At 44.9% G+C, this 24,167-nt stretch carries 21 protein-coding genes, 1 tRNA gene, 1 pseudogene, 1 CRISPR repeat array and 1 riboswitch (1 of these 25 cut by a window edge); of the genes and pseudogenes, 3 read left to right on the forward strand and 20 right to left on the reverse strand.

What is annotated here, in order from left to right; genetic code table 11:
• Positions 1-67: 67 nt before the first annotated feature.
• Together deoC and L7E55_RS09995 are read right to left on the reverse strand one after the other, a co-directional pair.
• Positions 68-742 (reverse strand): deoxyribose-phosphate aldolase, encoded by a 675-nt coding sequence (deoC, locus tag L7E55_RS09990; protein ID WP_277444035.1) that lies wholly within the window; start codon positions 740-742, stop codon positions 68-70.
• Positions 742-1,701: a D-alanine--D-alanine ligase gene (locus tag L7E55_RS09995; RefSeq protein WP_277444036.1), complete on the reverse strand. Its 960-nt coding sequence runs from the start codon at positions 1,699-1,701 to the stop codon at positions 742-744. Before L7E55_RS09995 ends, deoC begins: the two co-directional genes overlap by 1 nt.
• Before the next feature lie 137 nt (positions 1,702-1,838).
• Between L7E55_RS09995 and L7E55_RS10000 the strand changes: the two genes are divergently transcribed.
• A tRNA-Trp gene (locus L7E55_RS10000) sits at positions 1,839-1,914 on the forward strand.
• 132 nt (positions 1,915-2,046) lie between these two features.
• Here the strand turns inward: L7E55_RS10000 and L7E55_RS10005 are convergent.
• From L7E55_RS10005 to L7E55_RS10055, 11 genes are all read right to left on the reverse strand, one after another.
• Positions 2,047-2,367, reverse strand: a complete 321-nt coding sequence (locus L7E55_RS10005) for an MT-A70 family methyltransferase (RefSeq protein ID WP_277444037.1) — start codon at positions 2,365-2,367, stop codon at positions 2,047-2,049.
• Positions 2,368-2,779: 412 nt separating this feature from the next.
• Positions 2,780-3,676, reverse strand: a complete 897-nt coding sequence (secF, locus tag L7E55_RS10010) for a protein translocase subunit SecF (RefSeq protein WP_277444038.1) — start codon at positions 3,674-3,676, stop codon at positions 2,780-2,782.
• A 15-nt stretch (positions 3,677-3,691) separates the two neighbouring features.
• Positions 3,692-4,927 carry a protein translocase subunit SecD gene (gene secD, locus L7E55_RS10015; protein WP_277444040.1) on the reverse strand — a complete coding sequence of 412 codons (1,236 nt, stop codon included), beginning with the start codon at positions 4,925-4,927 and terminating at the stop codon, positions 3,692-3,694.
• Positions 4,928-4,973: 46 nt separating this feature from the next.
• The gene (locus tag L7E55_RS10020) at positions 4,974-5,633 is read right to left on the reverse strand and encodes an HD domain-containing protein (protein WP_277444041.1); all 660 of its coding nucleotides are present in this window, start codon (positions 5,631-5,633) and stop codon (positions 4,974-4,976) included.
• A 107-nt stretch (positions 5,634-5,740) separates the two neighbouring features.
• The gene (yajC, locus tag L7E55_RS10025) at positions 5,741-6,028 is read right to left on the reverse strand and encodes a preprotein translocase subunit YajC (protein ID WP_277444043.1); all 288 of its coding nucleotides are present in this window, start codon (positions 6,026-6,028) and stop codon (positions 5,741-5,743) included.
• A gap of 88 nt (positions 6,029-6,116) precedes the next feature.
• Positions 6,117-7,229 carry a tRNA guanosine(34) transglycosylase Tgt gene (gene tgt / locus L7E55_RS10030; protein ID WP_277444045.1) on the reverse strand — a complete coding sequence of 371 codons (1,113 nt, stop codon included), beginning with the start codon at positions 7,227-7,229 and terminating at the stop codon, positions 6,117-6,119.
• Between the two features lie 15 nt (positions 7,230-7,244).
• Positions 7,245-8,270, reverse strand: a complete 1,026-nt coding sequence (queA, locus tag L7E55_RS10035) for a tRNA preQ1(34) S-adenosylmethionine ribosyltransferase-isomerase QueA (protein ID WP_277444046.1) — start codon at positions 8,268-8,270, stop codon at positions 7,245-7,247.
• A gap of 64 nt (positions 8,271-8,334) precedes the next feature.
• Positions 8,335-9,708: a SpoIID/LytB domain-containing protein gene (locus L7E55_RS10040; RefSeq protein WP_277444047.1), complete on the reverse strand. Its 1,374-nt coding sequence runs from the start codon at positions 9,706-9,708 to the stop codon at positions 8,335-8,337.
• Between the two features lie 94 nt (positions 9,709-9,802).
• Positions 9,803-10,021 (reverse strand): DUF2905 domain-containing protein, encoded by a 219-nt coding sequence (locus L7E55_RS10045; RefSeq protein WP_277444049.1) that lies wholly within the window; start codon positions 10,019-10,021, stop codon positions 9,803-9,805.
• Between the two features lie 58 nt (positions 10,022-10,079).
• Entirely contained in the window at positions 10,080-10,649 is a 570-nt protein-coding gene (locus L7E55_RS10050) for an epoxyqueuosine reductase QueH (RefSeq protein WP_277444051.1), read from the reverse strand.
• A 51-nt stretch (positions 10,650-10,700) separates the two neighbouring features.
• On the reverse strand, positions 10,701-11,447 hold the full coding sequence (locus tag L7E55_RS10055) for a YebC/PmpR family DNA-binding transcriptional regulator (RefSeq protein ID WP_277444052.1): 747 nt from the start codon (positions 11,445-11,447) through the stop codon (positions 10,701-10,703).
• A 330-nt stretch (positions 11,448-11,777) separates the two neighbouring features.
• Positions 11,778-11,893, forward strand: a riboswitch (molybdenum cofactor riboswitch).
• Between the two features lie 237 nt (positions 11,894-12,130).
• On the opposite strand from L7E55_RS10055, the gene L7E55_RS10060 reads away from it, so the two are divergent.
• Both L7E55_RS10060 and L7E55_RS10065 read left to right on the forward strand, forming a co-directional pair.
• A complete protein-coding gene (locus L7E55_RS10060; RefSeq protein WP_277444054.1) occupies positions 12,131-13,957 on the forward strand; it encodes a heterodisulfide reductase-related iron-sulfur binding cluster in 1,827 nt (608 codons plus the stop codon).
• A 152-nt stretch (positions 13,958-14,109) separates the two neighbouring features.
• Positions 14,110-14,844: a globin-coupled sensor protein gene (locus L7E55_RS10065; protein ID WP_277444056.1), complete on the forward strand. Its 735-nt coding sequence runs from the start codon at positions 14,110-14,112 to the stop codon at positions 14,842-14,844.
• 47 nt (positions 14,845-14,891) lie between these two features.
• Here the strand turns inward: L7E55_RS10065 and L7E55_RS10070 are convergent, their stop codons facing one another.
• From L7E55_RS10070 to L7E55_RS10095, 7 genes and pseudogenes are all read right to left on the reverse strand, one after another.
• Positions 14,892-15,431 (reverse strand): TM1266 family iron-only hydrogenase system putative regulator, encoded by a 540-nt coding sequence (locus L7E55_RS10070; RefSeq protein ID WP_277444058.1) that lies wholly within the window; start codon positions 15,429-15,431, stop codon positions 14,892-14,894.
• Positions 15,432-15,465: 34 nt separating this feature from the next.
• Positions 15,466-15,600, reverse strand: a pseudogene (locus tag L7E55_RS17590) (rubredoxin-like domain-containing protein); the annotation flags it as partial.
• Positions 15,601-15,696: 96 nt separating this feature from the next.
• Entirely contained in the window at positions 15,697-16,728 is a 1,032-nt protein-coding gene (cydB, locus tag L7E55_RS10075; protein ID WP_277444060.1) for a cytochrome d ubiquinol oxidase subunit II, read from the reverse strand.
• 12 nt (positions 16,729-16,740) lie between these two features.
• Positions 16,741-18,093, reverse strand: coding sequence for a cytochrome ubiquinol oxidase subunit I (locus L7E55_RS10080; protein ID WP_277444061.1), 1,353 nt, complete (start codon positions 18,091-18,093; stop codon positions 16,741-16,743).
• Between the two features lie 55 nt (positions 18,094-18,148).
• A complete protein-coding gene (locus tag L7E55_RS10085; RefSeq protein ID WP_277444062.1) occupies positions 18,149-19,255 on the reverse strand; it encodes a methyl-accepting chemotaxis protein in 1,107 nt (368 codons plus the stop codon).
• A gap of 316 nt (positions 19,256-19,571) precedes the next feature.
• A complete protein-coding gene (locus tag L7E55_RS10090; protein WP_277444063.1) occupies positions 19,572-21,140 on the reverse strand; it encodes a PAS domain S-box protein in 1,569 nt (522 codons plus the stop codon).
• Between the two features lie 16 nt (positions 21,141-21,156).
• Positions 21,157-21,678: a V4R domain-containing protein gene (locus tag L7E55_RS10095; RefSeq protein ID WP_277444064.1), complete on the reverse strand. Its 522-nt coding sequence runs from the start codon at positions 21,676-21,678 to the stop codon at positions 21,157-21,159.
• 557 nt (positions 21,679-22,235) lie between these two features.
• Positions 22,236-24,167: a CRISPR direct-repeat array (repeat unit 37 nt; unit sequence CTTTCAGTCCCCTTGTTATCGGGATTGGTACTGCAAC); it runs 5,013 nt beyond the window's last position.

Genomic DNA, 24,167 nt, shown 5'->3' on the forward strand with positions numbered 1-24,167 from the left:
GAGTTCTATAGGATACGCAAAATGTTTTCTTTTTCCATAGTTTAACCCAATTAATAAAAAATAGTTTTTATTTTAATTCATTGACAATAGCCACTCCGGCACTGGTGCCAATTCTGTCAGCCCCGGCCTCCAACATGGACAACGCTTTTGCCAGATCCCGGATCCCTCCCGATGCTTTGACGCCAATCCGTGGCCCGACTGATTGTCTAAGCAATTTAATATCAGCAGCCAGAGCGCCTTCCTTGTTAAAACCAGTTGATGTTTTTACAAAATCGGCACCCGCTGCTACGGCAACCCGGCAAGCTCGAACTTTTTCCTCGTTTGTTAAAAGGCATGTTTCCAGAATTACCTTGACAACTGCCTCAGGTTTTTCAGACTTGGCCGCGCTAACCACACCAGTAAGATCTGCCTGAGTTTTTCCAAGCAACCCGCTTTTAAAAAACCCGATGTTCATTACAACATCCACTTCTGAAGCGCCAGCTCTGACTGCCGCAGCCGCCTCAGCCGCTTTTACGGCCGGATCGCTCGCGCCCAGAGGAAAACCAATTACCGCGCAAATGCCGACCGGGGCATTTTCCAACTCCCGGTGCGCCAAATCAATGTAGCTTGGGTTAATGCATACCGACTTGAAACCGAAATCAACAGCCTCCCGGCAAAGGCCGACGATATCCTGACAAGTAGCTTCAGGTTTGAGAAGGGTGTGGTCGATCATCCCGGCCAGTACTGCTCGTGATATTTCCATTATATTCCCTCAGACGCCGGATTTTTATTTAATGCCAGATTAATGATTTTCTCGACCAGTTCCGGGAATTCAATGCCCGCGGCGCGGGCGGCGTCCGGCGAGAGACTTGTGGCAGTCATGCCGGGAATCGTATTCAACTCCAGGATATACGGCTTTCCTTGGCGATCAACAATAAAATCCACCCGTGCCAGGCCCCGGCAACCTAAAGCTTTAAACGCGCGCACAGCCAAATCCTTAACCAGATCCTGCCGTTCCTCCGGGATGCGCGGCGGGATAATATGACTACTCATACCGGTGGTATACTTGGCCTCATAGTCGTAAACACCAGTGACGGAAACAATTTCAATCAAAGGAAGAGCGATTGGTTCGTCATTTCCCAGCACCGAAGCAGTTACTTCCACTCCTTCGACAAATTGTTCAACCAGGGCGACCGGATCATGCTGAAAAGCCAGTTCCAAGGCTGGAATCAGTTCCCGCTCTTGATGCACAAAAGTTATGCCTATTGTGGAACCTTGTGTGGGCGCTTTAACTACCAGAGGCAATCCCATTTCGCCGGCAATTCGCCCTGCTATGGACGGCATGCCGTCAAGTCCTTTTTCTTCTTTGCCGACCAGGATGAACAAAGGCGTTGGAAGACCTTCAAAGAGCAACATTTTTTTGGTAGTAATCTTATCCATTGCCATGGCGCTAGCTAAAACACCCGAACCGGTATATGGGATACCGAGAATTTCCAACAGCCCTTGAATTGCTCCATCTTCACCGAACTTGCCATGCAGCGCCAGAAAAGCGAGATCTATTTTTTCTTCATTGATTCTGCTCACAATGTTATTGTCCACATCTATTTTTACACATGGATAACCTTTCTGCCTCAAGGCGTTGTAAACAGCCTCGCCTGTACGCAGGGACACTTCCCGCTCAGCTGATTTGCCACCCATTAACACACCAATCTTTAAAGACAAATTCCATTACCTCACTTTTTGATTTTATAGTTATTCTAAAATTATATTCGCCCAATAACAAGAAAAACTTACAAAAGAGTTTTTCTTGACGTGATAATATGGTTATTATATAATAACGAACGGAGGATAAGCGACATAGGGGAGTAGCTCAATTGGTAGAGCATCGGTCTCCAAAACCGAGGGTTGCGGGTTCGATCCCTGTCTCCCCTGCCACTTTTCTCAAGGGTTTCAGCCTTTGAGAATTTTTTTATGGAGGGTTTGGACAGATTAATCGTCTCGTAAGTAATAGCTATGGCCAAGTTGCTTTTCCCAACCCCCGGCGGGCCTAGAATCCTCTGCCGAACTTCATCGGGGTTTCTTACTATGCTTCGTCCTCTCAGCGACGACGAACTGCTTAATATTCCGCTCGATCCGCTGCGGTCGTCCCTTGGTTGCCAGGAGACATGGCTCGGTATTACTTATTACCCATTGTCCGCCGGCCAAGGTTACAGGCCATTTCCCGGTCCTTGTCTGATTGACCCAGACGAAAGCGACAGTTTTATATTTGAACCCCCAGGCCGTAATGACCTCATCTCTGGCTGCAAGGTCTTGTACCGGCAGGGACCTAATCCATGTGTGGGACTGCGTTTCGTAATGAGTTTCAGCACCTTGCCTGTGGCCTCTCATTTTGTCGTTATAGCTCCAGGGAGGGCCTGCGTAAATATCTGACATTGCTTGTCCGGGAACAATATAATATCAGCCATTTACCTGCCCCTTAAAATCCATAAAGGATAAAATTGTTTTACAGCCCCTCGCAATAGAACAAAATAGAACAAAATCATAACCACCGGTATGATGAAACTCGGTGGTTATAAACGCAATCTTTAATTTAGGTTTTTACAGTTTAAATACAGCCGCCAAAGCATCCCACGCCAAAAATGATCAGGATGAAGATCAAGAAAATAATAAACCCTATATTACCAAAACCTGCTGTGCCAACAGCACCATCTACTGCATATCAAAACTTCTTACTTAAATAAGCTTTTAGACAATTTGCCTTTTAACCCTATAGTTGAATATCTAGAATATTGTTTATCATTTATGCCCGTGCTCCCCTGGGTTTACTGCGCTCTTCCACCTTTTTGAAATCATACCAGAGCGGGCTGGCATTAAAGATTGACGAATAAGCGCCACTTGACACACCGATCAACAAAGCCAGGACCATATTGTGAATCGTTGCGCCACCCAGTAAGAACAAGGCCACCAGGACAAGTATAACTGTCAGCACCGTGTTGATCGAGCGGGCCAGGGTTTGCCACAGGCTGTTGTTGATAATATCCTCCAAGACCTCGCCCTTTTTCCTGTTATGCATATTTTCACGAATCCGGTCAAAAATTACGATGGTGTCATTTATCGAATAACCGATAATTGTCAGGACCGCTGCCACGAAGGTGCTGTCCACTTCGATCTGAAATATTGAGAAAATTCCGAGTATCACCAGAGTATCGTGCAGTAAGGCGATAATGGCCGCGATACCCTGCTTGAACTCAAACCGCCAGGCGATGTAGACGACCATCAGGATCGAGGCCACACCCAGCGCCAGCAAGGCCTTTCTGAGCAACTCCTGGCCGATTACGGGACCGACCCGCTCATTGCGCTGCACTGTGACGCCACCCAGTTTCTGGTCCAGATTCTGTACTATTGTTAAGTTTTCATCCTCGGTAAGTTCTCTGGTTCTAATAAGAAAATCGGTTTCACCGCTGCGCTGGATAGAAGCGCCCTCCAAGCCAAAATCCGCCAGCACTCCCCTGACCTGCTCAACCTCAGTGGGCTGGTTGAATCTCAAATCCAACAGGCTGCCGCCCCGGAAGTCAATGCCCAGATTGAGTCCCTGACTGAAAAGTGATATGATTCCAGGCACGATCACCAAAATAGAAATTACGTACCATATTTTTCTTAATTTAATAAAGTGGAACGGTTTTTTGTCTCTTAACATCAACTTTGTCTCCCCCTATGCCCCGTACATTTTGGCGTTGCGCACCAAGTTGCTGCCTGCCACCAGATGCAACAGGTATCTGGTCATGGTGATGGCGGTGAACATGCTTGCCAGGATACCGATGGACAGCGTCACGGCAAAGCCTTTAATCGGTCCTGTCCCAAAATAATACAGAACAGCCGCAGCAATCAAGGTAGTAACGTTCGAGTCGAATATAGCTACAAAAGCCCGCTTGAAACCGGCGTCTATCGCTGAGCGCAGGGTCTTGCCGGCCCACATCTCTTCCCTGAAACGCTCGAATATAATCACGTTAGCGTCTACCGCCATACCCAGGGATAAGAGGAAGCCGGCGATGCCGGGCAGGGTCATGGTCACATGGAGGGCGGCAAATATCAACAACACGATCAAGGCGTAGGTTATTAGTGCAAAGTCGGCGACCAGTCCGGGCAGGCGGTAATATAAAACCATAAAAACAAGAATGGCAATAAGGCCGGCAATACCTGCCTTAATTGACTTATCCAGAGAATCCGCCCCCAGGGTCGGCCCGACCGTTCGCTTCTCCATTACATCCAACTTTACCGGCAACGCGCCGGAGCGGAGCAGGATGGCAACATTGTGCGCCGCTTCAAGGGACTCATAAGGAGAAATCTGCGCCTTGCCGTTGGGAATAGGCTCTTTTACATTTGGGGCTTGAAGAACCTGATTGTCCAGCAGAATGTAAATGGGCTTGCCTACATTGGCCGCGGTGACATCGGCAAAAATCTTGGCGCCGTCAGGCTCAAATTCCAGGTTTACCTCCGCCACTCCGCTTTGCGGATTTTTTCCCTCCGTGGCGGTCTTCAATTGACGGCCGGTAAGCACGGTCGTTCCGTCCTCTGTTTTAAACTCCAGATAAGCGGTTTTAATCATGTTGCGCACCGCCTCATCCGGATCTTTGATTCCGGCCAGTTCAACAATAATTCTCCGGTCGCCCTGCTGCTGGATAATAGGCTCAGCAACCCCAAAAGCGTTGACCCGGTTTTCAATAACGGCCATGGCCCGCTTAACACTATCCGGTGTCACCGGCGAATCGGGAGTATCCTGGGCTTCAAGCACCACGTGCACGCCGCCTTGAATATCTAGGCCCTGCTTTATTAATTTAGTGAACGGAAGCCACTTGACATCCGGGATAACTGGCTTTACCGCTAATATTGCCACAACAGCCACAACTGCTATTATGACTATCAGTTTTAGAAGCTTGTCCCACTTCATGTCGTTCAATTTCCTCCTCTATGGTCAAATAAATCAATAGAAACCATCACAATAACTTCGCTCCGTTAATTACCAGTTCAAAATTGCACTTCAAGAAGTTCGCGGCCCTGCGGCACATAATCATCCTGCTTAAAAATATTTCAAAATACTCCATCACGGGACAAATGTCAATGTCAATGGTCAACTCCATGGTAATAGCCCGTTTATCGTCTGCCACCCATAAAAAAGAGTGCTCTACCGCATAGTTCACCCGGTCGTGGATATCAAAAGTGGCAAAATCCGGGTTCCTCACCCTGGAGCGGTGCACATCGGACTTGTCCGCCACAATCAGGGCCGCTGCGACACTGTTTACGGCGTTTCCGTATTGTTCCTCGTGGTTGGCGATAGCCGAAATCACTGTGGCTATTTCATCAGGGTGCATCCCCATTTGCATTAAAATCGGGTACGCGATTACCGCCCCGGAAATACCGTGTTCGGTGCGGTTGACAACGTTACCGAGGTCATGCATATACCCCGCTATTGCGGCCAATTCAGCTTGTCGTTGCGGAAACCCCAACCTCTCCAAAACATTCCTGGCAATACTGGAAACCAGATTCACATGACGGTAGCTATGCTCTGTATAACCGATCACACCAAGGTATTTATTGCCTTTCCGGATAAAGGAGTCAACAACTGGGTCCTTCTTGATATCCTCCAGGGTGATCATAAACAAATAAACCCCCTCAGCAGGGAAAAGGAGCGTGTATTCTCAAAGCTCAAGGTAAATGATATGGCTCGCATGCTAAATTCCCGCAATACCCACGCCTTTTCCGCTCACTCCTTCTCTGCCGCTTCGCTGTCGACAACCTGGCCGACAGCATTTTTCTGGAACTCTATCCGGACGTTATCGGATACTCTTATGATGAAGGAGTTATCCTTTATCTTATCTATTGTGCCGTACATTCCGCCAACAGTAACCACCCGGTCGCCAACCTTCAGATTGTTGATCATCTCCTGAAGTCTTTTTTGACGCTGCTGCTGGGGCCGGATCATCAAGAAGTATAAAATCGCAAAGAGAGCGACAATATACAGCAATGAACCATATTGAGAAGTGATACCCACTCTCGGACCTCCTTTCACATTATAGTGCAATAATTTAATTCGTTCATTGTGTCTAAAATCCCTTTTTTAAAGAAAACTTTTTATACAGTTAACCGCTATGGTATTTTTCCATAAATTTATCTCTATATTCCACTATTTTCCCCTCGCGTACCGCTTCCCTGAGTTCTTTCATCAGTCCTAGAATAAAGTATAGGTTATGAATGGTCGTCAAACGGATGCCCAACACTTCACCGGCTTTGATCAAGTGGCGAACATACGCGCGGCTATAGTTCCGGCAGACATAACAACTGCATTCCGGGTCAAGCGGGGTTAAATCTCTCGCGTTTCCGGCGTTGCGCACCACAAGCTTGCCGCGGCGGGTGAAAACTGTTCCGTTCCGGGCAAGCCTGGTTGGCAGAACACAGTCAAACATATCAATTCCTCTCAGCACACCTTCCACAAGGCAATCAGGCGAGCCGACACCCATCAGGTAGCGCGGCTTTTCTTCCGGCAAAAATGGAACGGTATAATCCAGCATCTCATACATCAATTCTTTTGGCTCACCGACACTCAAACCACCGATGGCATAACCTGAAAAATTGAGACTGACTATCTCGCTGGCGCTTTTTTTACGCAAATCCGGAAACACCCCGCCTTGTACTATCCCGAATACTCCTTGCTCCTCCAGCCGATGCACGGCCAGGCAGCGTTCAGCCCAGCGGCTGGTACGATCGAGGGCTTCCAGCGCATATTCATAACTGCACGGGTACGGGGCACACTCGTCAAAAGCCATGGCAATGTCCGAACCTAGAGCCATTTGTATTTCCATAGCTTTTTCAGGACTGAAAAAGTGCTCGGAACCGTCAATATGGGAACGAAAAGTGACTCCTTCCTCAGATACTTTGCGCAGCGGACCCAGACTAAAAACCTGAAAACCGCCACTGTCGGTAAGAATAGGGCCGGACCAGTTCATAAACCGGTGCAGCCCGCCTGACTCACGCACCAGCTCCTGTCCGGGCCGCAGATAAAGGTGATAAGTGTTGCTTAAGATTAGCCTGCCTCCCACATTCCAGACTTCCTCGGGGGTCATGGTCTTTACTGTAGCCTGGGTGCCTACGGGCATAAAAACAGGAGTTTCAACCGTTCCATGCGGAGTATGCAGCAACCCGAGACGGGCACGTCCATTTTTAAGTTTGTTTGTGACGGTAAAACTGATGGCCATTCAGTTCCTCCGGTTTTATATTATTAACATCGCGTCGCCGAAACTAAAAAACCGGTATTTTAACCGTACAGCCTCGTTATATGCCGCCATTATCTTATCTTTTCCGGCGAGGGCGGATACCATCATCAGCAGAGTGGACTTAGGCAAATGAAAATTGGTGACCAGACTTTCCACTAGTTTAAAACGATATCCCGGGTATATAAAAATATCAGTCCAGCCTGAGCCTGGGCAAATCTTGCCATTTTCACCGGCAGCGCTTTCCAGACAACGGGTCGTAGTGGTGCCAACGGCAACCAATCGTCCTTTCCTTCGCTTAGTTTCGTTAATGGCACTGGCTGCCTCTTCTGAGATCTCATAATACTCCGCGTGCATATGATGCTCCCGGATATCATTCACCTGCACAGGGCGGAAGGTACCTAACCCCACATGCAGCAACACGGGAACGATTATCACACCCATATTCAAAATCCGTTCCAGCAGCTCCCGTGAAAAATGAAGCCCGGCAGTGGGAGCCGCCGCCGACCCCGCCTGACGGGCGTAAATTGTTTGATAACGTTGCTTATCTGATAGCGGCTTTTTAATATATGGGGGAATTGGCATCGTACCAACCCGATCCAGGATTTCTTCGAAAAGACCGTTATAACTGAACTCCAGCACCCGGCCACCGAAATCTGTGTGGTCCAAAACCAGAGCTTCCAGCAGACCGTCACCGAATATAATCTTCGTGCCTGCCGACAGCCTTTTTCCCGGACGCACCAGCGCCTCCCAACGGTTCTTTTCCAGTTGTTTTAAGATCAGCACTTCCACCCTCGCTCCGGTGGTATCTTTTATGCCAAAGAGGCGGGCGGGTATAACTTTTGTCTCATTTATAACCAGAGTATCTCCCGGCCTGAGATAATCAACCAAATCCGTAAACCGGCGGTGCTCCAGAGGCGCATTGTCAAGATGCAGGACCATTAACTTGGAAGAGTCCCTCCGGCTTACCGGTTCCTGGGCAATCATCTCCTCAGGGAGGAAATAATCAAAATCAGTCAAATTCACCCGTCGCTGTTCAACTCCTCATTATCGCGAAAAGCGTAATTCCATCGACTGCAAATAGAACTTATTACTTGCCGTAATTCTCAACAATATTAATTTCCGAATAATAGTATTTCAAAATATCCTGGTACTTATAACCTTGTTTGGCCATACCGTTGGCTCCCCATTGTGATAGACCCAAACCATGCCCCCAACCGCTGCCGGTTATATTCACTCCGGTAAGATTTTTATCCTTATCGTACACTTTTTTCAAAGTAAATAAAGCGCTTTTCAGGCCAAGAGCAATTCTTACGTTGTCCGCGTTCGCAATCTCAGCCCGCAAAGGCTTGCCGTCGGTTCCCACACCGCTAACCGTCAGTTTTTTCACCCTGGCGCCGGAAGCGGTATAGGCCGTATCAATACCGGTAATATTCTTGAATTTATAACCGGCGCTCTTGAACACTTCCAACAACTGAGCAGCTGTATAATTGACCTGCCAGTTATAATGCAAATTGTTCTTATCATACGGGTCTACCTTGTATTTTATATACGGCAAGGCATTATACCAGACATCCTCGCTATTCTCGGTATAACCGCCGCTGCTCGAGTGGAAAAAAGCGGAAATTAAGTTGCCCCGGTTGAGCATAACCACCCCGCGGGTTTCCTCAATTGCTTTGTCGGTGGCGGATACCTCCGCGTCATAGCCTGAATAGACTTGACTGAACTGGTCATTTGTCAAATTATAGCTGGAGCCGCTGGTAGCTTCAACTTTCTGGAGGGCATAGTTGCGCGCCACGACAGCCTGGGCTTTCAGCGCTTCAGCCGGCCAGGAAGACGGCATTTCCGCCGGGACCACTCCACGCAGGTAATCCTCAATGTTCAATTCATTTATTGCCACAAGACCGCCACTTTCCACACGGAATTCAATATTGCCGCGGTAGCGCTTGTATTCCGCTCCCTCCAGCAATGAAATCAAGTTTAATCCGCTGCTTGAGGCCAATTCCTTCTGAGCCCGGTCGTTTCTAACATATAGACTGGTGTTTTCACCAAGGTTTACAGATTCCTCCGAGGCATTCAACGCCACTAGATCATTCATCGATATTCTTTCCACAACATTTTTGTTCGCAGCAATAACACTAATACGCGTATTATTTTCTTGAACCACGACTGGTCCGCTAAAAGGCCCGAATTTTTTTCCGGAACTCTGGAACATTATTTGACCGGCCTGTAAATCCACTTGCCAGCTTTCCTTGCGTCCTATTTTAGTTATTACCTTATTATTTGATAAATCAATTAATTGATAATCACCATTTGCTATAAAGCTCAAAGATTTAGCTTGTCTTTCAAGAGCCACCCGCACCGTTTCAGACTTCTGCGCCCCCTCCGCTACAACCGGAAGCAAAAGCGAGAAAATAACCGACAGAAAAACCGGGAACTGCCTTGTCGTTACTTTTAATTTCACCTTTTCTTCTCCCGATACTTAAATATTAACTCATTAAGTAAATTCGATAAAAATTGCCAATATCCTTTAACAACTGAAAATATATGAATTATATCTACCGGCGCATGAACAAGTTAACAATTATCGTAAGCAGAATACTTAGAACAACACAAGTTACCACGGGAAAATAAAAGCTAAAGTTTTGCTTCTGAACGAATATATCCCCAGGCAGGTGCCCCAGTCCGAACAATTTGCCACCGATCAGGAGCAGCCCGCCAATTATAATCAGAAACAGACCTAAGAGAAGGATCATCTTGCCGAATGATTCTAACATATCATGCACCCACCTCTAAATACATGATCCAGCCATCAGACTGTCAGATGTATGGCAATTATATACCCAAGTTAGCTTTTTTCCCGCCGGACGTCTTAGCGCCGCGGCAATAACGTTCTTTTTCACTATATATGCAGCCGCAATATTGCTGCCTGTACATACCCAGTTTCTTTGATAAACCAACAGCCTCACGGTAGCCATTTCTAAAATCGGCGTAGTAAAACGGGACCCCATATCTATCCCCTATCGCTTCACCGGTTTCCCTGATCAAATCGTGTTTCTGGTAAGGACTTACCAGCAAAGTTGTGCTAAAGTAGTCAAACTCTCCTTTTCTAGCCACCCTGGCCGCTTGGCTTAGGCGCATTGAATAACAAAACTGGCAACGTTTTGACTCTCTATGGACAATACCTTGTAAGAATTCCTCCAGTTGATAATTATTATCAAAAATAACATTGAGGCCTATATCCGCGGCATACTTCTCCAGAGTTTCCTTGCGCCTTTCAAATTCGGTATATGGGTGAATGTTTGGATTATAGAAATACCCGTAAATATCCATTCCTGTTTCTCTCAATTGCTGAACAGGGTATATTGAGCAAGGACCGCAGCAAATATGCAACAATATTTTCATTATAAAACCTCCAAACGTCTTGTCTCCTGCTCCAGTTCATTTAGTTGTTTTCTACATATCCGCCAACATATCCGTCTCGAAGTTAGTATAAACATTTTGCACGTCATCGTGTTCCTCAAGCGCATCTATTAATTTTACCATCTGTTCCGCTTCTTGTCCTTCCAGTTTGACAGTGTTTAATGGAAGCTTAGTAACCTCCGCATAGGCTATCTCGACACCGGACTTTTCCAGGGATTCTTTTACCGTCATCATGTCACCGGGCTCAGTTGTAATCTCATAGGATTCATCATCACTTACCTTAAAATCCTCCGCGCCCGTTTCAATACTCAACAACATCAAATCATCTTCGCTATATTTGCAGTTTGCTTTCTCAACCACAATCAATCCTTTTTCCTGGAACATCCAGGCGACACATCCGGATTCACCCAGACTGCCGCCGTTTCTTGAAAACAGATATCTTATTTCACTTGCCGTACGGTTACGGTTATCGGTCATTATCTCAATCATTACCGCAACTCCGCCGGGTCCATAACCTTCATAGTTAAACTCCTCATAATTTTCACCGCCTAGTTCACCCGCTCCCTTTTGTATAGCGCGCATAATATTCTCATTCGGGATATTTGCTTCCTTGGCTCTTTGAATAGCGGTTTTAAGTTGCATATTGCCATCCGGGTCTTTACCCCCTCGTCTCGCGGCAACCATAATTTCTCTGGCCAAGCGTGTAAACAGTTTACCCCGTTGAGCATCTACTTTAGCTTTTTTGCGTTTGATAGTAGCCCACTTAGAATGTCCGGACATCAAAACTCCCCCTTCATGACAGGCATACAATGCGTTATATAACTAGTATGAATATGTTTAAACTAAAAAAGCGCAAAGCGCTTAACTATTCCCAAAATATTTTAGCATATAGATTATCCTCACGCAAACGATATGTTTTATAATACCAAGCACCTGTGAAATACCGGGTGTTATAATCAAAACCCGCGAAGAAATCGCCGTGACTTCGTTCATGCCATTGGAATACAGTAAATTTGGAATACAGTAAATTGTCTGCGATAAATTTTACTCAACTTGATTAAACCAAGTTGACTTAAACGGTAAACGTTATTAATATATTTAGTTAATAAATTTAATAACGCGCTCCGAGTTAAAACACCTAAAGCGAGAGCTATGGCTTTTAACCACTGGGTGCAAATGGAAACATCTGTGCCTCCCGTCTGGAAAGGAGATTTTCTTTCTGAGTCTTTTATTAAAAGACATGAAAGAATTGCTAGAAGTTAAGGCAGTTTCCAGACGGAAATTGCCTTTTTATATGATTTTTTAAACACAAATTGTCGTGTGTCGAGGTTAATATGCGCGTAATAATATTTTTTTCTTTATTAATTATTTCCTCTAGTTATTTTTTCTTCCAAATATATAGGCGTATTTGTTATATTCGCTTGGGAAAACCGGAAAATTGTAGTAATCACCGTCTGGAAAGGTTGCAATATTTCTGTCAGGCTGTTTTCCTGCAAAAAAAGATTGCGGAATATCCTCTTTCCGGCATTTTCCACGGTTTTATCATGTGGGGTTTTATTGTTTTAATATTTAGCAGTTTGGACATGGCGGCCATAGTTCTTTTTAAAGCGGAAATAACATTCTTGGAGCATCCATGGTTCTTGTTTTTAAGAGATCTTTTTATTTTATTGGTATCAATAGGGATTATTGGTTTTACTTTTCGCCGCTTATTTTTAAAACTTTTTAAACAAAACTGGTTTCATAGTTCATTTAGGAATTATGCTATTCCTATTTTAATTTTTTTCATTTTCCTTAGCGAACTCCTTTACTTATCCATTCATTCCATATTAATGGAAAGAGCATTGCCTGGCGCCTGGCTGGTTGTTGCTTTTTCTGACAGGCTTTCTTTCCTTGGCGCGCCTGCCTTGCTCATTCTCATGGAAATAAGTTGGTGGTTTCACTATTTAACGATTTTTTCTCTTCTATTTATTATTCCAAACTCTAAACATCTTCACCTTGTCTTTGCCCCTTTTAATATCTATTGGCGTTCTTTGCGTACGAAAGGATCCCTTCAGCCGGCTTCACTGGCGGAAACAAGTAAACAAGTACGCGGTGTAAACACAGTTGATGATTTTACCTGGAAGCAGTTGCTTGATACCTTTAGCTGTGTGCTTTGCGGGCGCTGCCATCGGGAGTGCCCGTCGGAACGTAGTAAAGAATGGTTAAAGCCCAAAAGACTAAACGGTTTTATCCGCACATATCTGGAAGAAGAGGGTTCTGAGCTTTTAAAAAACAAACCTTCAATAAAAATGGCAGGCGACCTTTTCCACTATGATTTTATTTGGAGTTGCACTACCTGTGGCGGGTGTAACGAAGCTTGCCCCGTATCTATTGACCATCTCTCCAAAATTATTGATATGCGACGCGGTATCGTATCGGAGGGAAAACATATCCCCCCTGCCATGAAAGAGTTTTTTAATAATCTTGAGCAATCGGATAATCCTTACGGTAAACCACGAAAACCCGGTCACGACTATATTTGGGCCGGTGAATTAGGGATTCCAAGCATTTCTGAAAAGCCCGATGCCGATTATTTGTTTTTTGTCGGCTGTCAGGGAACTTTTGACAAACCAACCCAAAAAGCGGCTGCGGCTTTTGCCAAAATACTGCAATCAGCCAAAGTGGACTTCGCAATTCTCGGAAAGGAAGAGCGGTGTTGCGGTGAAACGGCCAGAAGGATGGGTAATGAACCTCTTTTTCAAAAAATAGCCCAGGGGAATATTTCCAGTTGGGCGAAGTACGGTATCAATAAGATTATTACCTTCTGTCCCCACTGCTTTAATACCTTTAAAAATGAATATCCTCAATTTGGCGGGAATTATGACATCATTTCACACGCGGCTTTTTTGGCCGACCTTCTGCGGCAGGGCAGACTCCAGATTACCCACCCGCGGAATACTGCCGTTAACTATCATGATGCTTGTTATCTGGGGCGATTTAATGATATTTATGAGCAGCCCAGGTATGTATTGAGATCAGTACCTGGCGTGCGTTTAATAGAAATGCCCAGGAACAAAAAGGGATCATTTTGCTGCGGTGCCGGCGGCGGACGTTTCTGGACCAGGTCGGAAAGAGAAAACCCGATAAGTGTTAATCGAGTTAAAGAGGCCTTGGCTACAGAGGCTTCAATGGTTATTACCGCCTGCCCCTATTGTCGTACTATTTTTAAGGAAAAAACAGAGCGGCAGGAACCAGGTGACATTATGGTTCTGGATATAGCAGAATTATTGCTCTCAGCCCTTTCCGACTAATCAACCCCACATTTAGTATTTTCCAGGTGAGTCTGTTCGCTTGATATAATTTCTTGGAAAGCTTGGTTGATTAGGTCTGATTCTTTAAAGGAAAATAAATATTTTTATCGAATATATAGCCAATTTAACGTTTTGGGAGGTGGTGGCATATAATGGTAAATAATATTTCCCGTAATGATCAGATAGACTTTTTAAATATAACTACCGAAGATTTAGCGCTAATGGGTAAATTTAAGGATATTTTTATCAAAGAAGCTGATCGGGTTGTAGATGCATTCTATAATCATATTCTGAAATATCCTGAGTTAAGAAACTTAATAGAAGCCAAAAGTACTGTTAATCGTTTAAAAGAAACTCAAAGAAAGTATTTTATTAGTTTAGCCTCGGACACTATTAATGAAGATTACGTGAAGCAACGGCTTTATATCGGCCAAAAACATCGTGAGGTGGGCCTTTTTCCTAAGTGGTACATAGGTGCCTATCAAATATATTACAAGGAAATATTTAAAATATTACAAAAAACTTGTAACAATGAAAATAATACCGAATTTATTCAGGCAAATATTGCTTTTCAAAAACGTTTAAATTTTGATATGCAACTAGCAATAGAAAATTATATTATCGATCAGCTACGGCAGTTAGTAGCTTTTAATGGTGATATTGAGTCAGCGGCTGCTATTATTGGAGAAATAGCAGAACAAACCAATATGGTTTCATTAAATGCTTCAATAGAGGCAGCAAGGGCTGGGGATAACGGACGAACTTTTGCTGTTGTTGCCGCAGAAGTAAGAAAACTTGCCGATCTTTCAGCAAAATCTGCTAAAGACATTACTAGTCTGGCACAGAAAAATAGAAAAACAATTGAACAAATGGGTAGTGGTAAATAAATACACCTCCCCTTGCAAAATAATGGTATAGTAATCCAAATCACTGTTTACAAAATAAGCTTGTCAACAGTGTTAATTAAAGTTGGATACTGCGGCTTACTTATCTGTGCATCGGCTCCTACCGCTTCACCTTTATGTAGCAGATCATCTGTTATTAGTGATGAAAAAATAACAACGGGTAATTTGGCGAGTTCCGTGTGTTCTTTAATGCGTTTCGTCAAATGGTGTCCGTCCATTTTGGGCATTTCGATGTCAGTAATCACTAACTGAACTTGTTCTGTAAAATTTGCCCCCATATCACTGAAAACCTTTTCTAGATAATTCCAGGCTTCTAACCCGTTATTAGCTAATATCATTGATTTAACGACAATATCCTCAATAATACTAAGCTCTTTATTCATACTATCCAGTTCATCAGGAGTGGCTTCTACCGTTAGGTTTATTATGCCACGATCACATTTAGAATAAGGAATTCCACTACGAAGTAAAATTAATGAGCCATATTTCGTCAATATTTGCTGTACTTTGGGTGCATTTTCTGATTTTTGATTAACTAAAATACCAATAATACAAACATGTTTTTCCATTGCCCTTCCTCCTTTTAGATCTCATTTTATTTAACTAGCCATTATAGCGTCCTTTCATTTTAGATGATGTACCATCCACAGCATAGTTTTCGAACCTGACTTCGAAATAGGCCTGTGGATGTGCGCAAGTTGGACAGACCCTTGGAGCTTCTTCACCATAATGGACATGGAAATTCCTTATACATCGAAGTCCACTCATAATTTTCTCCTTCTGCTGCTGTTTGTAGATTTAATTCCAAAATAATTCCTCCCTCAAAAAGCTTGGTTAATATGCCCCGGAATCCGGGTCACTTAAATCTTTTTCCGTAACTGGGTGTTTAAAAATGATATACGTCCAGACCTGGTAAGCGATCACAATGGGTATAAAGATGGCCACCACCAGCGTCATGATCTTCAAGGTATATTGACTGGCCGATGAATTAAAGGCCGTCAGGCTATACCTCGGGTCAAGACTTGATGGTATCAGGTTGGGAAACAGACCGATGACCCCGGTGAAAGTGACCGTCACAATCGTCACACAGGAGGAGAAAAAAGCCGCTACGGACTTTTTCCCGGATATCAACATTTTCATGCCTAACAAAGCGATTACAGCAGCGGCGGGAACCGCGAAGCAGGCCGGACTGCTCATAAAGTTAATATAAAGCTTCGTAGCAAAAGCGGTAAGAACCAGGAACCCCGCGGCTGCCAACAGCAGGAGCCACCACAGCTTTGCCGCAAGCGCCCGGGCTCTGGCTTCTAATTCACCTTCCGTCTTGACAGAAACCCAAATGGCTGCGTGCTCCAGGAAAAGCAGCAAAAAGAGCGATCCGGCCAGTAGGCCGTAAGGGTTCAACAGAGTCAGGAGACTCCCGTGGTAACCCTGGGCGTCCATTGGTAAGCCCTGAAAGATGTTGCCAAAGGCTACACCAAAGAGCAGGGCTGGTACAAGGCTACCCAGGAAGAGTGCGATGTCCCACGTCTTCCGCCAGGAATCCGAATCGACCTTGCCCCGGAACTCAAAGGATACGCCACGTCCGATCAGGGCGAACAAAATGATTAAAAGCGGCGCGTAAAGATAGCTAAACATGTAGGCATACGTTGTTGGAAAGGCGGCAAACGTCACGCCGCCGGCGGCAAGGAGCCAAACTTCGTTGCCGTCCCAGACCGGGCCGACAGTGTTGATCAATATCCTTTTCTCCATCTCGCTTTTCCCAATAAAAGGGGCCAATATTCCCACTCCCAGGTCAAATCCGTCGAGCATGAAATAGACCGCCCAGAGCAGGCCCCACAGGCCAAACCAGAGCATCTGCAATTCCATCACCGCACCTCCCTATAACGGTATTGTCCGGCCGGACGGCATGCTGTGCCCCATCTCTTCGGCCGGGCCATTTTTTGAGAATTTCACCAACAGATAAATGTCTGCCACTGCCAACAGGCCGTAAAATATTGCGAACCCCGCCAGAGATGCAGCCGCCTGTCCTGCCGTGATATTCTTAGACACCGCGTCGGACGTTTTCATCAAGCCGTAAACAATCCACGGCTGCCGCCCTACTTCCGCCACCAGCCAGCCCAACTGACAGGCTAGGTAGGGAAGAGGCATGGAAAAAACCATGATTTTTAAAAACCACGTTTTTTTCTCCAACGTTTCCTTTCTGGAAAAAACATATCCGGATACTGACAGGAGTATAAACAGGGTGGTCAGCCCCACCATTAACCTGAAACTGACAAAGGTTAAGGTTACGGGCGGGCGTTCGCTGACCGGAAAATCTTTTAAGCCCTGCACCGTGGCGTGCGGGTCATGCTCGGCCAGAATGCTCAGCATGTTGGGTACAGGCAGAATTTCCATTGTGTTTCGTTCTGTTGCCTCGTCCGGTATGGCAAATATGTAAATTGGCGCGCCTTGGCGGGTTTCCCAGATAGTCTCCATAGCAGCAAACTTGGTAGGCTGGGTTCTAGCCACCTCCCGGGCGTGCCAATCCCCGACGGCTACTTCCGCCAGGCAGGACATTAAGGCAAAGGCAGCGGCAATTCGAAACGATTTTTTAAAAAAATCAAGGAAATTATTCTTCAAAATGTGGTACGCGGACACTCCCATTACGAAGAAAGCTCCTACCAGGTAGCCGCCCAGCACGGTGTGCAGGAATTTTGACCAGGCGTAGCCGGATAGCGCCACCGCGGCGAAATCCACCAGTTCCGCCCGGCCGTTGTTGATGACATAACCCACCGGATGCTGCATCCAGGCATTGGCGGTGAGGATCCACAGCGCCGAAAGGCTGGTGCCGGCAGCTACCATCCAGACAGCAACGGCGTGAGCCTTTTTCGATATTCTTTTCCAGCCAAAAATCCAGATGCCCATGAATGTAGACTCCAAGAAGAAAGCTACTGAAGCCTCAATGGCCAGGGGGGCGCCGAATATATCCCCAACGTAGCGGGCATACTCAGCCCAGTTAGTGCCGAACTGGAACTCCAGAGTAATCCCGGTGACCACTCCCAAGGCGAAGTTGATCAGGAACAATTTGCCCCAGAATTTGGTCATCTTAAGGTATTGTACGTTTCCGGTCTTGACGTAAAGGGTTTCCATCACAGCGACAATGATAGAAATACCCAAAGTTAACGGCACGAAAAGAAAGTGAAACATGGCAGTAATCGCAAATTGTAACCTCGCCAGTAGAAGCGCATCCATGTTTTTTGTCTCCCCCTTTTCTCAATAACATATTTCATGACGTTAGTTGAGTGTATTAAACTTGCAAAGCAGACGACAGCTTAATAAAAGCCTCAAGGATTTTTAACGACGTGTCAACCACAGCTTCCGCGTTTTTTGAACTGCAATCAATTGAAAGAGCATTAGCGGCTTCATGGAATTTTTTATGCGGCTCTTCAATTGCCAAGTAAGCGGCAATATTTTGATATTGGACACGTTCTTTCTCGTACCATTTACCAAAGGCGCAGTCGCGATGTGTTGCAAGTCTTACTCCTTTACCGGCGCTTTTTATTACATTGCGCAAAAAGTTAGCGTGGTCAACTAGCCTGGCCGCCAGCACAGTTAATATATGTTCCTTTTCGGCAACATTCAAATATGGTTTTATTATTTTGCTCAATCGCTCAACATCTAGATTTAAAACGTCGCCAAAATCCGTCACAGAAGCTAACTCTCCAGAGAGCCTGGCAAGGTTTTCAGTGGTTAAAGCCTGTTGTTGCGCAGCTTTTGCAATATTGTCAATAGCACCGGCAGCTTCTCTAACTTGCCGCCTGTTTTCGCTCATAATATTGGTAACCTTTTCCGTATTATTCAAATATCGCTCGAAAACATCTTTTACGTTCGTTACAGCGTTATTGGTATTCATGGCTTTACCATTCATATCATCTGAAATGTTTTTGACTTCCTTAACCGCTTGCTTAGTTTGATCTGCCAGCTTTCGAACCTGCTCCGCCACGACAGAAAAGCCTCTACCATGTTCACCTGCGCGAGCGGCTTCTATAGCGGCGTTTAACGAGAGTAGATTTGTTTGATCAGCTATATCCGATACGTTTTGACTGATGCCGTCGATAGTTTTAATCTTTTCCAATAACTCTGTAGCGTTACTAACCATGTTATTAAGCATTTCACTTGAACTTTTTGTAAGCGACGACAATTCATTAATATCATTAAAGCTTTCCATTTCTTTTGCATCAACCATCTGCATTACCGCACTAATTTGCTGGGTGGAAGCTGATGTTTCCTCTGCTGTGGCTGACATTTCTTCAGTGACGGCAGCCAGATCCGCCGATTTCTCCGAAATTTCCCGAACTTTAATTGATGTACTGAAAGCCATCATCTCACTATGCGCTAGTGAAAAATCAAACACAAAGCGGATAAGAAATCCATTTCCGCTTGGTTGGCAATGGATACGCATGCTAGTTGTTTTTCCTTAGGAAAAAAGAACATTATATTAGTCAGCTCCTTTTCGAATCTTTTTTATGTTATCTCAGAGAATATGAATTATCATTTTTTATGTTAATTATCTATTGTAAATATGACTTTTCCTTTGCGGAATTGATATACAGATTATAAAACCTATTTAGTGATTCTTACTATTCTCCACAAGACCAAATTTTTTCAATAAAAAAAGACAGCTTATTATCGTCTGAAGATAATAAGCTGTCTAGCAATGCCCAATATATCTAATTATTAACCAGATTGCTTAATTTATGTAATTTAATTGCTGCCGCTAAAGCGAGCTTAGTTTCAAAATGGTCAATAGATACTCCTAAAATTTTTTCAATGCGCTGTTTTCTAAAGACCAAAGTTTTATGATGCAAAAATATTTTTTGGGCTGCTTCTTTCAAGTTATTACTTTGTAAAATTATTTCGAGAGTAAGTAAAAGGCTGGCTCCTTTATCACGGTCGTATTTTATAAGTGGGCCGATCAATTTTTGAATATACTCTGCGGCACGCTCTTTTCCATCATAGGTTGCAAGAAGTTGAAAGAGGCCGATATCCCGGTAACAATAAATTCCTCCACTATATTCCAATTGACATTTAGCCGAAACGATGGCACTCCGCGCTTCCTGATAACTTTTTTCTAAGCTGTCAGGCCCGTTATGCATGTCGCTCACACCAATTGTTACTATGAGATCAGGGGCATAGCGGCTTATTTTTTCCTTAATTTGTGTAGCAGCCTGTATACCCGCGTCCAATATGTCAAGTGTGTGACAGGTCTGTAACAAAACTCCTATGTTATCTCGAATATCCCATACAACATATTCCGGGTTTTTGCTCAAAAGATTGTTAATATATCTTTTTTTCTGTTGAGTGTCAATAGGATTATGAATATCAATCAAGCAGCAGAAAAAAGGAATCGTAAAATCTATTCCCCATTTTTTAGCAGTTGCTATAGCATCTTTATCTATAGAGACATTACCATTAATGATATCGTTAAAAAAATCGCTTTTGCGTTGTAAATCATAGGCTATCTGCAACATTCTTTCGGCTTTACGCCTTTCTGAGATATCCCGAACCACACTCACAATTCCTGCCATCTTACCTTTATCATCGCGTAAAATATTTACGGAAACCTCTATCCACAAGACTTGCCTATTTTTATTAAAATGCTCCAATTCGAAAACATGTCCCTGGCTGACGACCTCCTCATCGGCTAATAACTGCCTTAGCTTTACACATAATGCTTGAAATGAATCGAATGACAAAACTTCTTCTATGGTGCGGCCGATTATCTCTTCTTGTGTACGACCCAAAAGCCGGACAATCGACGGACTGACGTATGTAAATCGCTCTGCAAGGTCTATGACCATAATGACATCTAACACGTTTTCCGCCAGCAGGCGATACCGAGCTTCACTTTCCTTCAGTTCTGCCGTAGCCTTTGCCAGTACCTTTGTCAGCGAATTAAAAGCAACTGAAAAATCCCCCATAAAGTCGACCCTTTGGGTAAAATCTCCGCTGGCAATCATCTGGGTCTGCCACGTTAAATGTCGCAGATTTGCCTGAAGAGTTCGCAGCCCGCCGGAAAGAAATCCTTTCACTCGCATACCTTGTGATAAATCCCCGTTAGCCAAGGCTGAAATAAAACCTCTAATGGCTGCGAGTTTTTCATATAAATTAACGAACTCCGGATGTGATTTTAAATCAGCCGGCAATGTATTTACCGACACCTTATTTGATATAATATCTTCCAATGCCTGTACAGCAAGGTTAAGTAGCACTTCCTGCTGGTCACCTTGCGTAGCCATAACGGTTCCCTCCAAACTAGACTACTACTTCGGCAGTAAATCGGCAGGTACGGTCGCCAGTGCACCAACAGTCTACTTCTTTTACACAAAATTGCCGGTCGGCGAAGAAAGACTCCATTAAAGCCGCGATAAAACCCTCGTCGTACTTACATATCTCCTGATCAGACTCCGGCAGCCCGGAGCAGTCAAGATCCTCATCGACGGTAAAAACGAAAGAACCTTGATCAATATCAGCCTTTTCCACTCGGAGAATTCCGAGCCGCAACTCTCGAAGCAACTCCTGCAGCTTACGGATAAATTCATGAAAGTCGTTTATTTTACCGATCATATTTTTAAAAAACTCAAGGCCAGCCAATCTGCCTGACTCGTAAAAAATTTCGTCTGCCTTTTCTGTACCGAACTTTGCCTCTATTACATCACGAAAAGTATATTGCATGAGCCGGTACAACTCGATCCTAGTTATTGGTCCGAGGTTTGGCCGTCCAACAGCGATGTCTCCAAGCAAATCCCATGAAAAAGGATATTTTCTGTTATCCATAATCCATCCCTCCTCCACTTTTTCATAATATTTCTACACAACAAACAAGATTCCTGTTAGAGCAGACCGAGAAGTAACTGTTTTCAGGAACTAACCATACCGGTTATATGATTTTGCCCATAGGTTAAATACCGGAAGCGATATTTGCAAGTACCATTTGAGTTATTGGCACCTTTGCGCAGTCGACTCAAAGATGTGCAACTGATAACTTTTACCGATTAGCGTTAAGTAAATAAGCATTTCTCAACGTAAAAAGGCTGCATATCCCGACTGCCCGCATGTACTTCATCTCACTAGTTACCGAGGTAATAGGCTGGGCTTTAGCGAATAAGCCTTTATACCTTCTTTGTTTACCCGGCTTTCTATGCTCTAATCTTCAAAGGGAACTTAAAGTATCACGGTTTCCCCATAAATTCGTGTCTATTTGAGCTTTTCTGCATACCTGCACGCGCTATAACCGCATCCAGTGCTCCGCACTGCTTCGGATAAACACACGATCCAGTAAGTCAAGCCTTTTCGAACACTACACTTTTTCCAATGCAACAAAGAAAAAACATCTTTCAGTCCCCTTGTTATCGGGATTGGTACTGCAACACCGGTAAATACGCGGTCATTAATTTCGTGCCATTTCCTTTCAGTCCCCTTGTTATCGGGATTGGTACTGCAACGTTTTTAATGTATGAATACGCTAAAGAACATAAAACTAGCTTTCAGTCCCCTTGTTATCGGGATTGGTACTGCAACTTCATGGTAGCCACCCGGTCGTTGTATGATTTCGTCTTTCAGTCCCCTTGTTATCGGGATTGGTACTGCAACTTTTGCGATTTATTGAACTGCCACAACATTCTTACAGGCTTTCAGTCCCCTTGTTATCGGGATTGGTACTGCAACCTATCTTTTTCAGGCTTGCCAGCTTTGTCGCCTTGCCTTTCAGTCCCCTTGTTATCGGGATTGGTACTGCAACGGAAACCGTGGACGTGGCCGGCGCGGTGGATGGCAGCCTTTCAGTCCCCTTGTTATCGGGATTGGTACTGCAACCAAGGTCGGGGCAATGTATGCCGCGGGGCAGGTGCTGGCCTTTCAGTCCCCTTGTTATCGGGATTGGTACTGCAACCGGCATACATGGCCTGTATCCTGATTGTGGTTAGCGCTTTCAGTCCCCTTGTTATCGGGATTGGTACTGCAACGTTGATGTAATTTCAAAATCTGAACAAATCTCCTTTGTCTTTCAGTCCCCTTGTTATCGGGATCGGTACTGCAACGTTGGTTAAGCATTGCTTAGTACCTCTGTTTCTTCAAACTTTCAGTCCCCTTGTTATCGGGATCGGTACTGCAACGGGGAGGCCGGTAGTGTACTCCGCCTGGTGCTCGGCCACTTTCAGTCCCCTTGTTATCGGGATCGGTACTGCAACCCGGCCAGTAGGTGAAGCCAGGTAAATGTAGTTATCTGTTCTTTCAGTCCCCTTGTTATCGGGATCGGTACTGCAACATTATTATGGACGGGATCTTGAGGTTGCAGTGCAGCGCTTTCAGTCCCCTTGTTATCGGGATCGGTACTGCAACGACAAGTTGACGTTGGGTTTGGCGGTCCTTTGTTAGTCTTTCAGTCCCCTTGTTATCGGGATCGGTACTGCAACCTAACCACTCCGTTTGTTGCCCACTTTCCAGATTCCTTTCAGTCCCCTTGTTATCGGGATCGGTACTGCAACAGGAGGGAAGTATCTGAGTACCAAAGAGACGTTGCCCACTTTCAGTCCCCTTGTTATCGGGATCGGTACTGCAACCAACCGATGCTGATACTGGAACCGAAGTTTCTGGTGGCTTTCAGTCCCCTTGTTATCGGGATCGGTACTGCAACTATAGGGGAGTCTAGTAGAAGAGGAACCGAAGATGCTCTTTCAGTCCCCTTGTTATCGGGATCGGTACTGCAACACTTGGCGTATTGTCGATTTCGATTATTGGTATAACTGCTTTCAGTCCCCTTGTTATCGGGATCGGTACTGCAACGTTTCTTATATCTTCCGGAAACGCCTCCAATAATACTTTCAGTCCCCTTGTTATCGGGATCGGTACTGCAACTGTTTTGGTTCAGTGAAAGGAGAACATACCTAATGGACTTTCAGTCCCCTTGTTATCGGGATCGGTACTGCAACGGTCAATGCTCCATCCAAGATCATCACCGATACTGGTCTTTCAGTCCCCTTGTTATCGGGATCGGTACTGCAACTCAAATTGGTGGAAAAATTGTAGAAAATTTAGATAGCTTTCAGTCCCCTTGTTATCGGGATCGGTACTGCAACAGGCCCTAGCGAAGGGCCCTGTGGACGACGAAAAGTCTTTCAGTCCCCTTGTTATCGGGATCGGTACTGCAACTATAGTAACAAAGGATACGAAATTTCAAATACCTATCCCTTTCAGTCCCCTTGTTATCGGGATCGGTACTGCAACATAAAGTTCTTGTTCTTCTTCTGTTAATGGGGTTTTACTTT

This window comes from Pelotomaculum isophthalicicum JI (assembly GCF_029478095.1).
Lineage (GTDB): Bacteria > Bacillota > Desulfotomaculia > Desulfotomaculales > Pelotomaculaceae > Pelotomaculum_D > Pelotomaculum_D isophthalicicum.

Coding starts and splice junctions, on each gene's coding strand:
- deoC (WP_277444035.1), bottom strand. CDS start 742: ATGGAAATATCACGAGCAGTACTGGCCGGGATGATCGACCACACCCTT.
- L7E55_RS10005 (WP_277444037.1), bottom strand. CDS start 2,367: ATGAGAGGCCACAGGCAAGGTGCTGAAACTCATTACGAAACGCAGTCC.
- secF (WP_277444038.1), bottom strand. CDS start 3,676: ATGTTAAGAGACAAAAAACCGTTCCACTTTATTAAATTAAGAAAAATA.
- secD (WP_277444040.1), bottom strand. CDS start 4,927: ATGAAGTGGGACAAGCTTCTAAAACTGATAGTCATAATAGCAGTTGTG.
- L7E55_RS10020 (WP_277444041.1), bottom strand. CDS start 5,633: ATGATCACCCTGGAGGATATCAAGAAGGACCCAGTTGTTGACTCCTTT.
- tgt (WP_277444045.1), bottom strand. CDS start 7,229: ATGGCCATCAGTTTTACCGTCACAAACAAACTTAAAAATGGACGTGCC.
- L7E55_RS10045 (WP_277444049.1), bottom strand. CDS start 10,021: ATGTTAGAATCATTCGGCAAGATGATCCTTCTCTTAGGTCTGTTTCTG.
- L7E55_RS10050 (WP_277444051.1), bottom strand. CDS start 10,649: ATGAAAATATTGTTGCATATTTGCTGCGGTCCTTGCTCAATATACCCT.
- L7E55_RS10055 (WP_277444052.1), bottom strand. CDS start 11,447: ATGTCCGGACATTCTAAGTGGGCTACTATCAAACGCAAAAAAGCTAAA.
- L7E55_RS10065 (WP_277444056.1), top strand. CDS start 14,110: ATGGTAAATAATATTTCCCGTAATGATCAGATAGACTTTTTAAATATA.
- L7E55_RS10070 (WP_277444058.1), bottom strand. CDS start 15,431: ATGGAAAAACATGTTTGTATTATTGGTATTTTAGTTAATCAAAAATCA.
- cydB (WP_277444060.1), bottom strand. CDS start 16,728: ATGGAATTGCAGATGCTCTGGTTTGGCCTGTGGGGCCTGCTCTGGGCG.
- L7E55_RS10080 (WP_277444061.1), bottom strand. CDS start 18,093: ATGGATGCGCTTCTACTGGCGAGGTTACAATTTGCGATTACTGCCATG.
- L7E55_RS10090 (WP_277444063.1), bottom strand. CDS start 21,140: ATGGCTACGCAAGGTGACCAGCAGGAAGTGCTACTTAACCTTGCTGTA.
- L7E55_RS10095 (WP_277444064.1), bottom strand. CDS start 21,678: ATGGATAACAGAAAATATCCTTTTTCATGGGATTTGCTTGGAGACATC.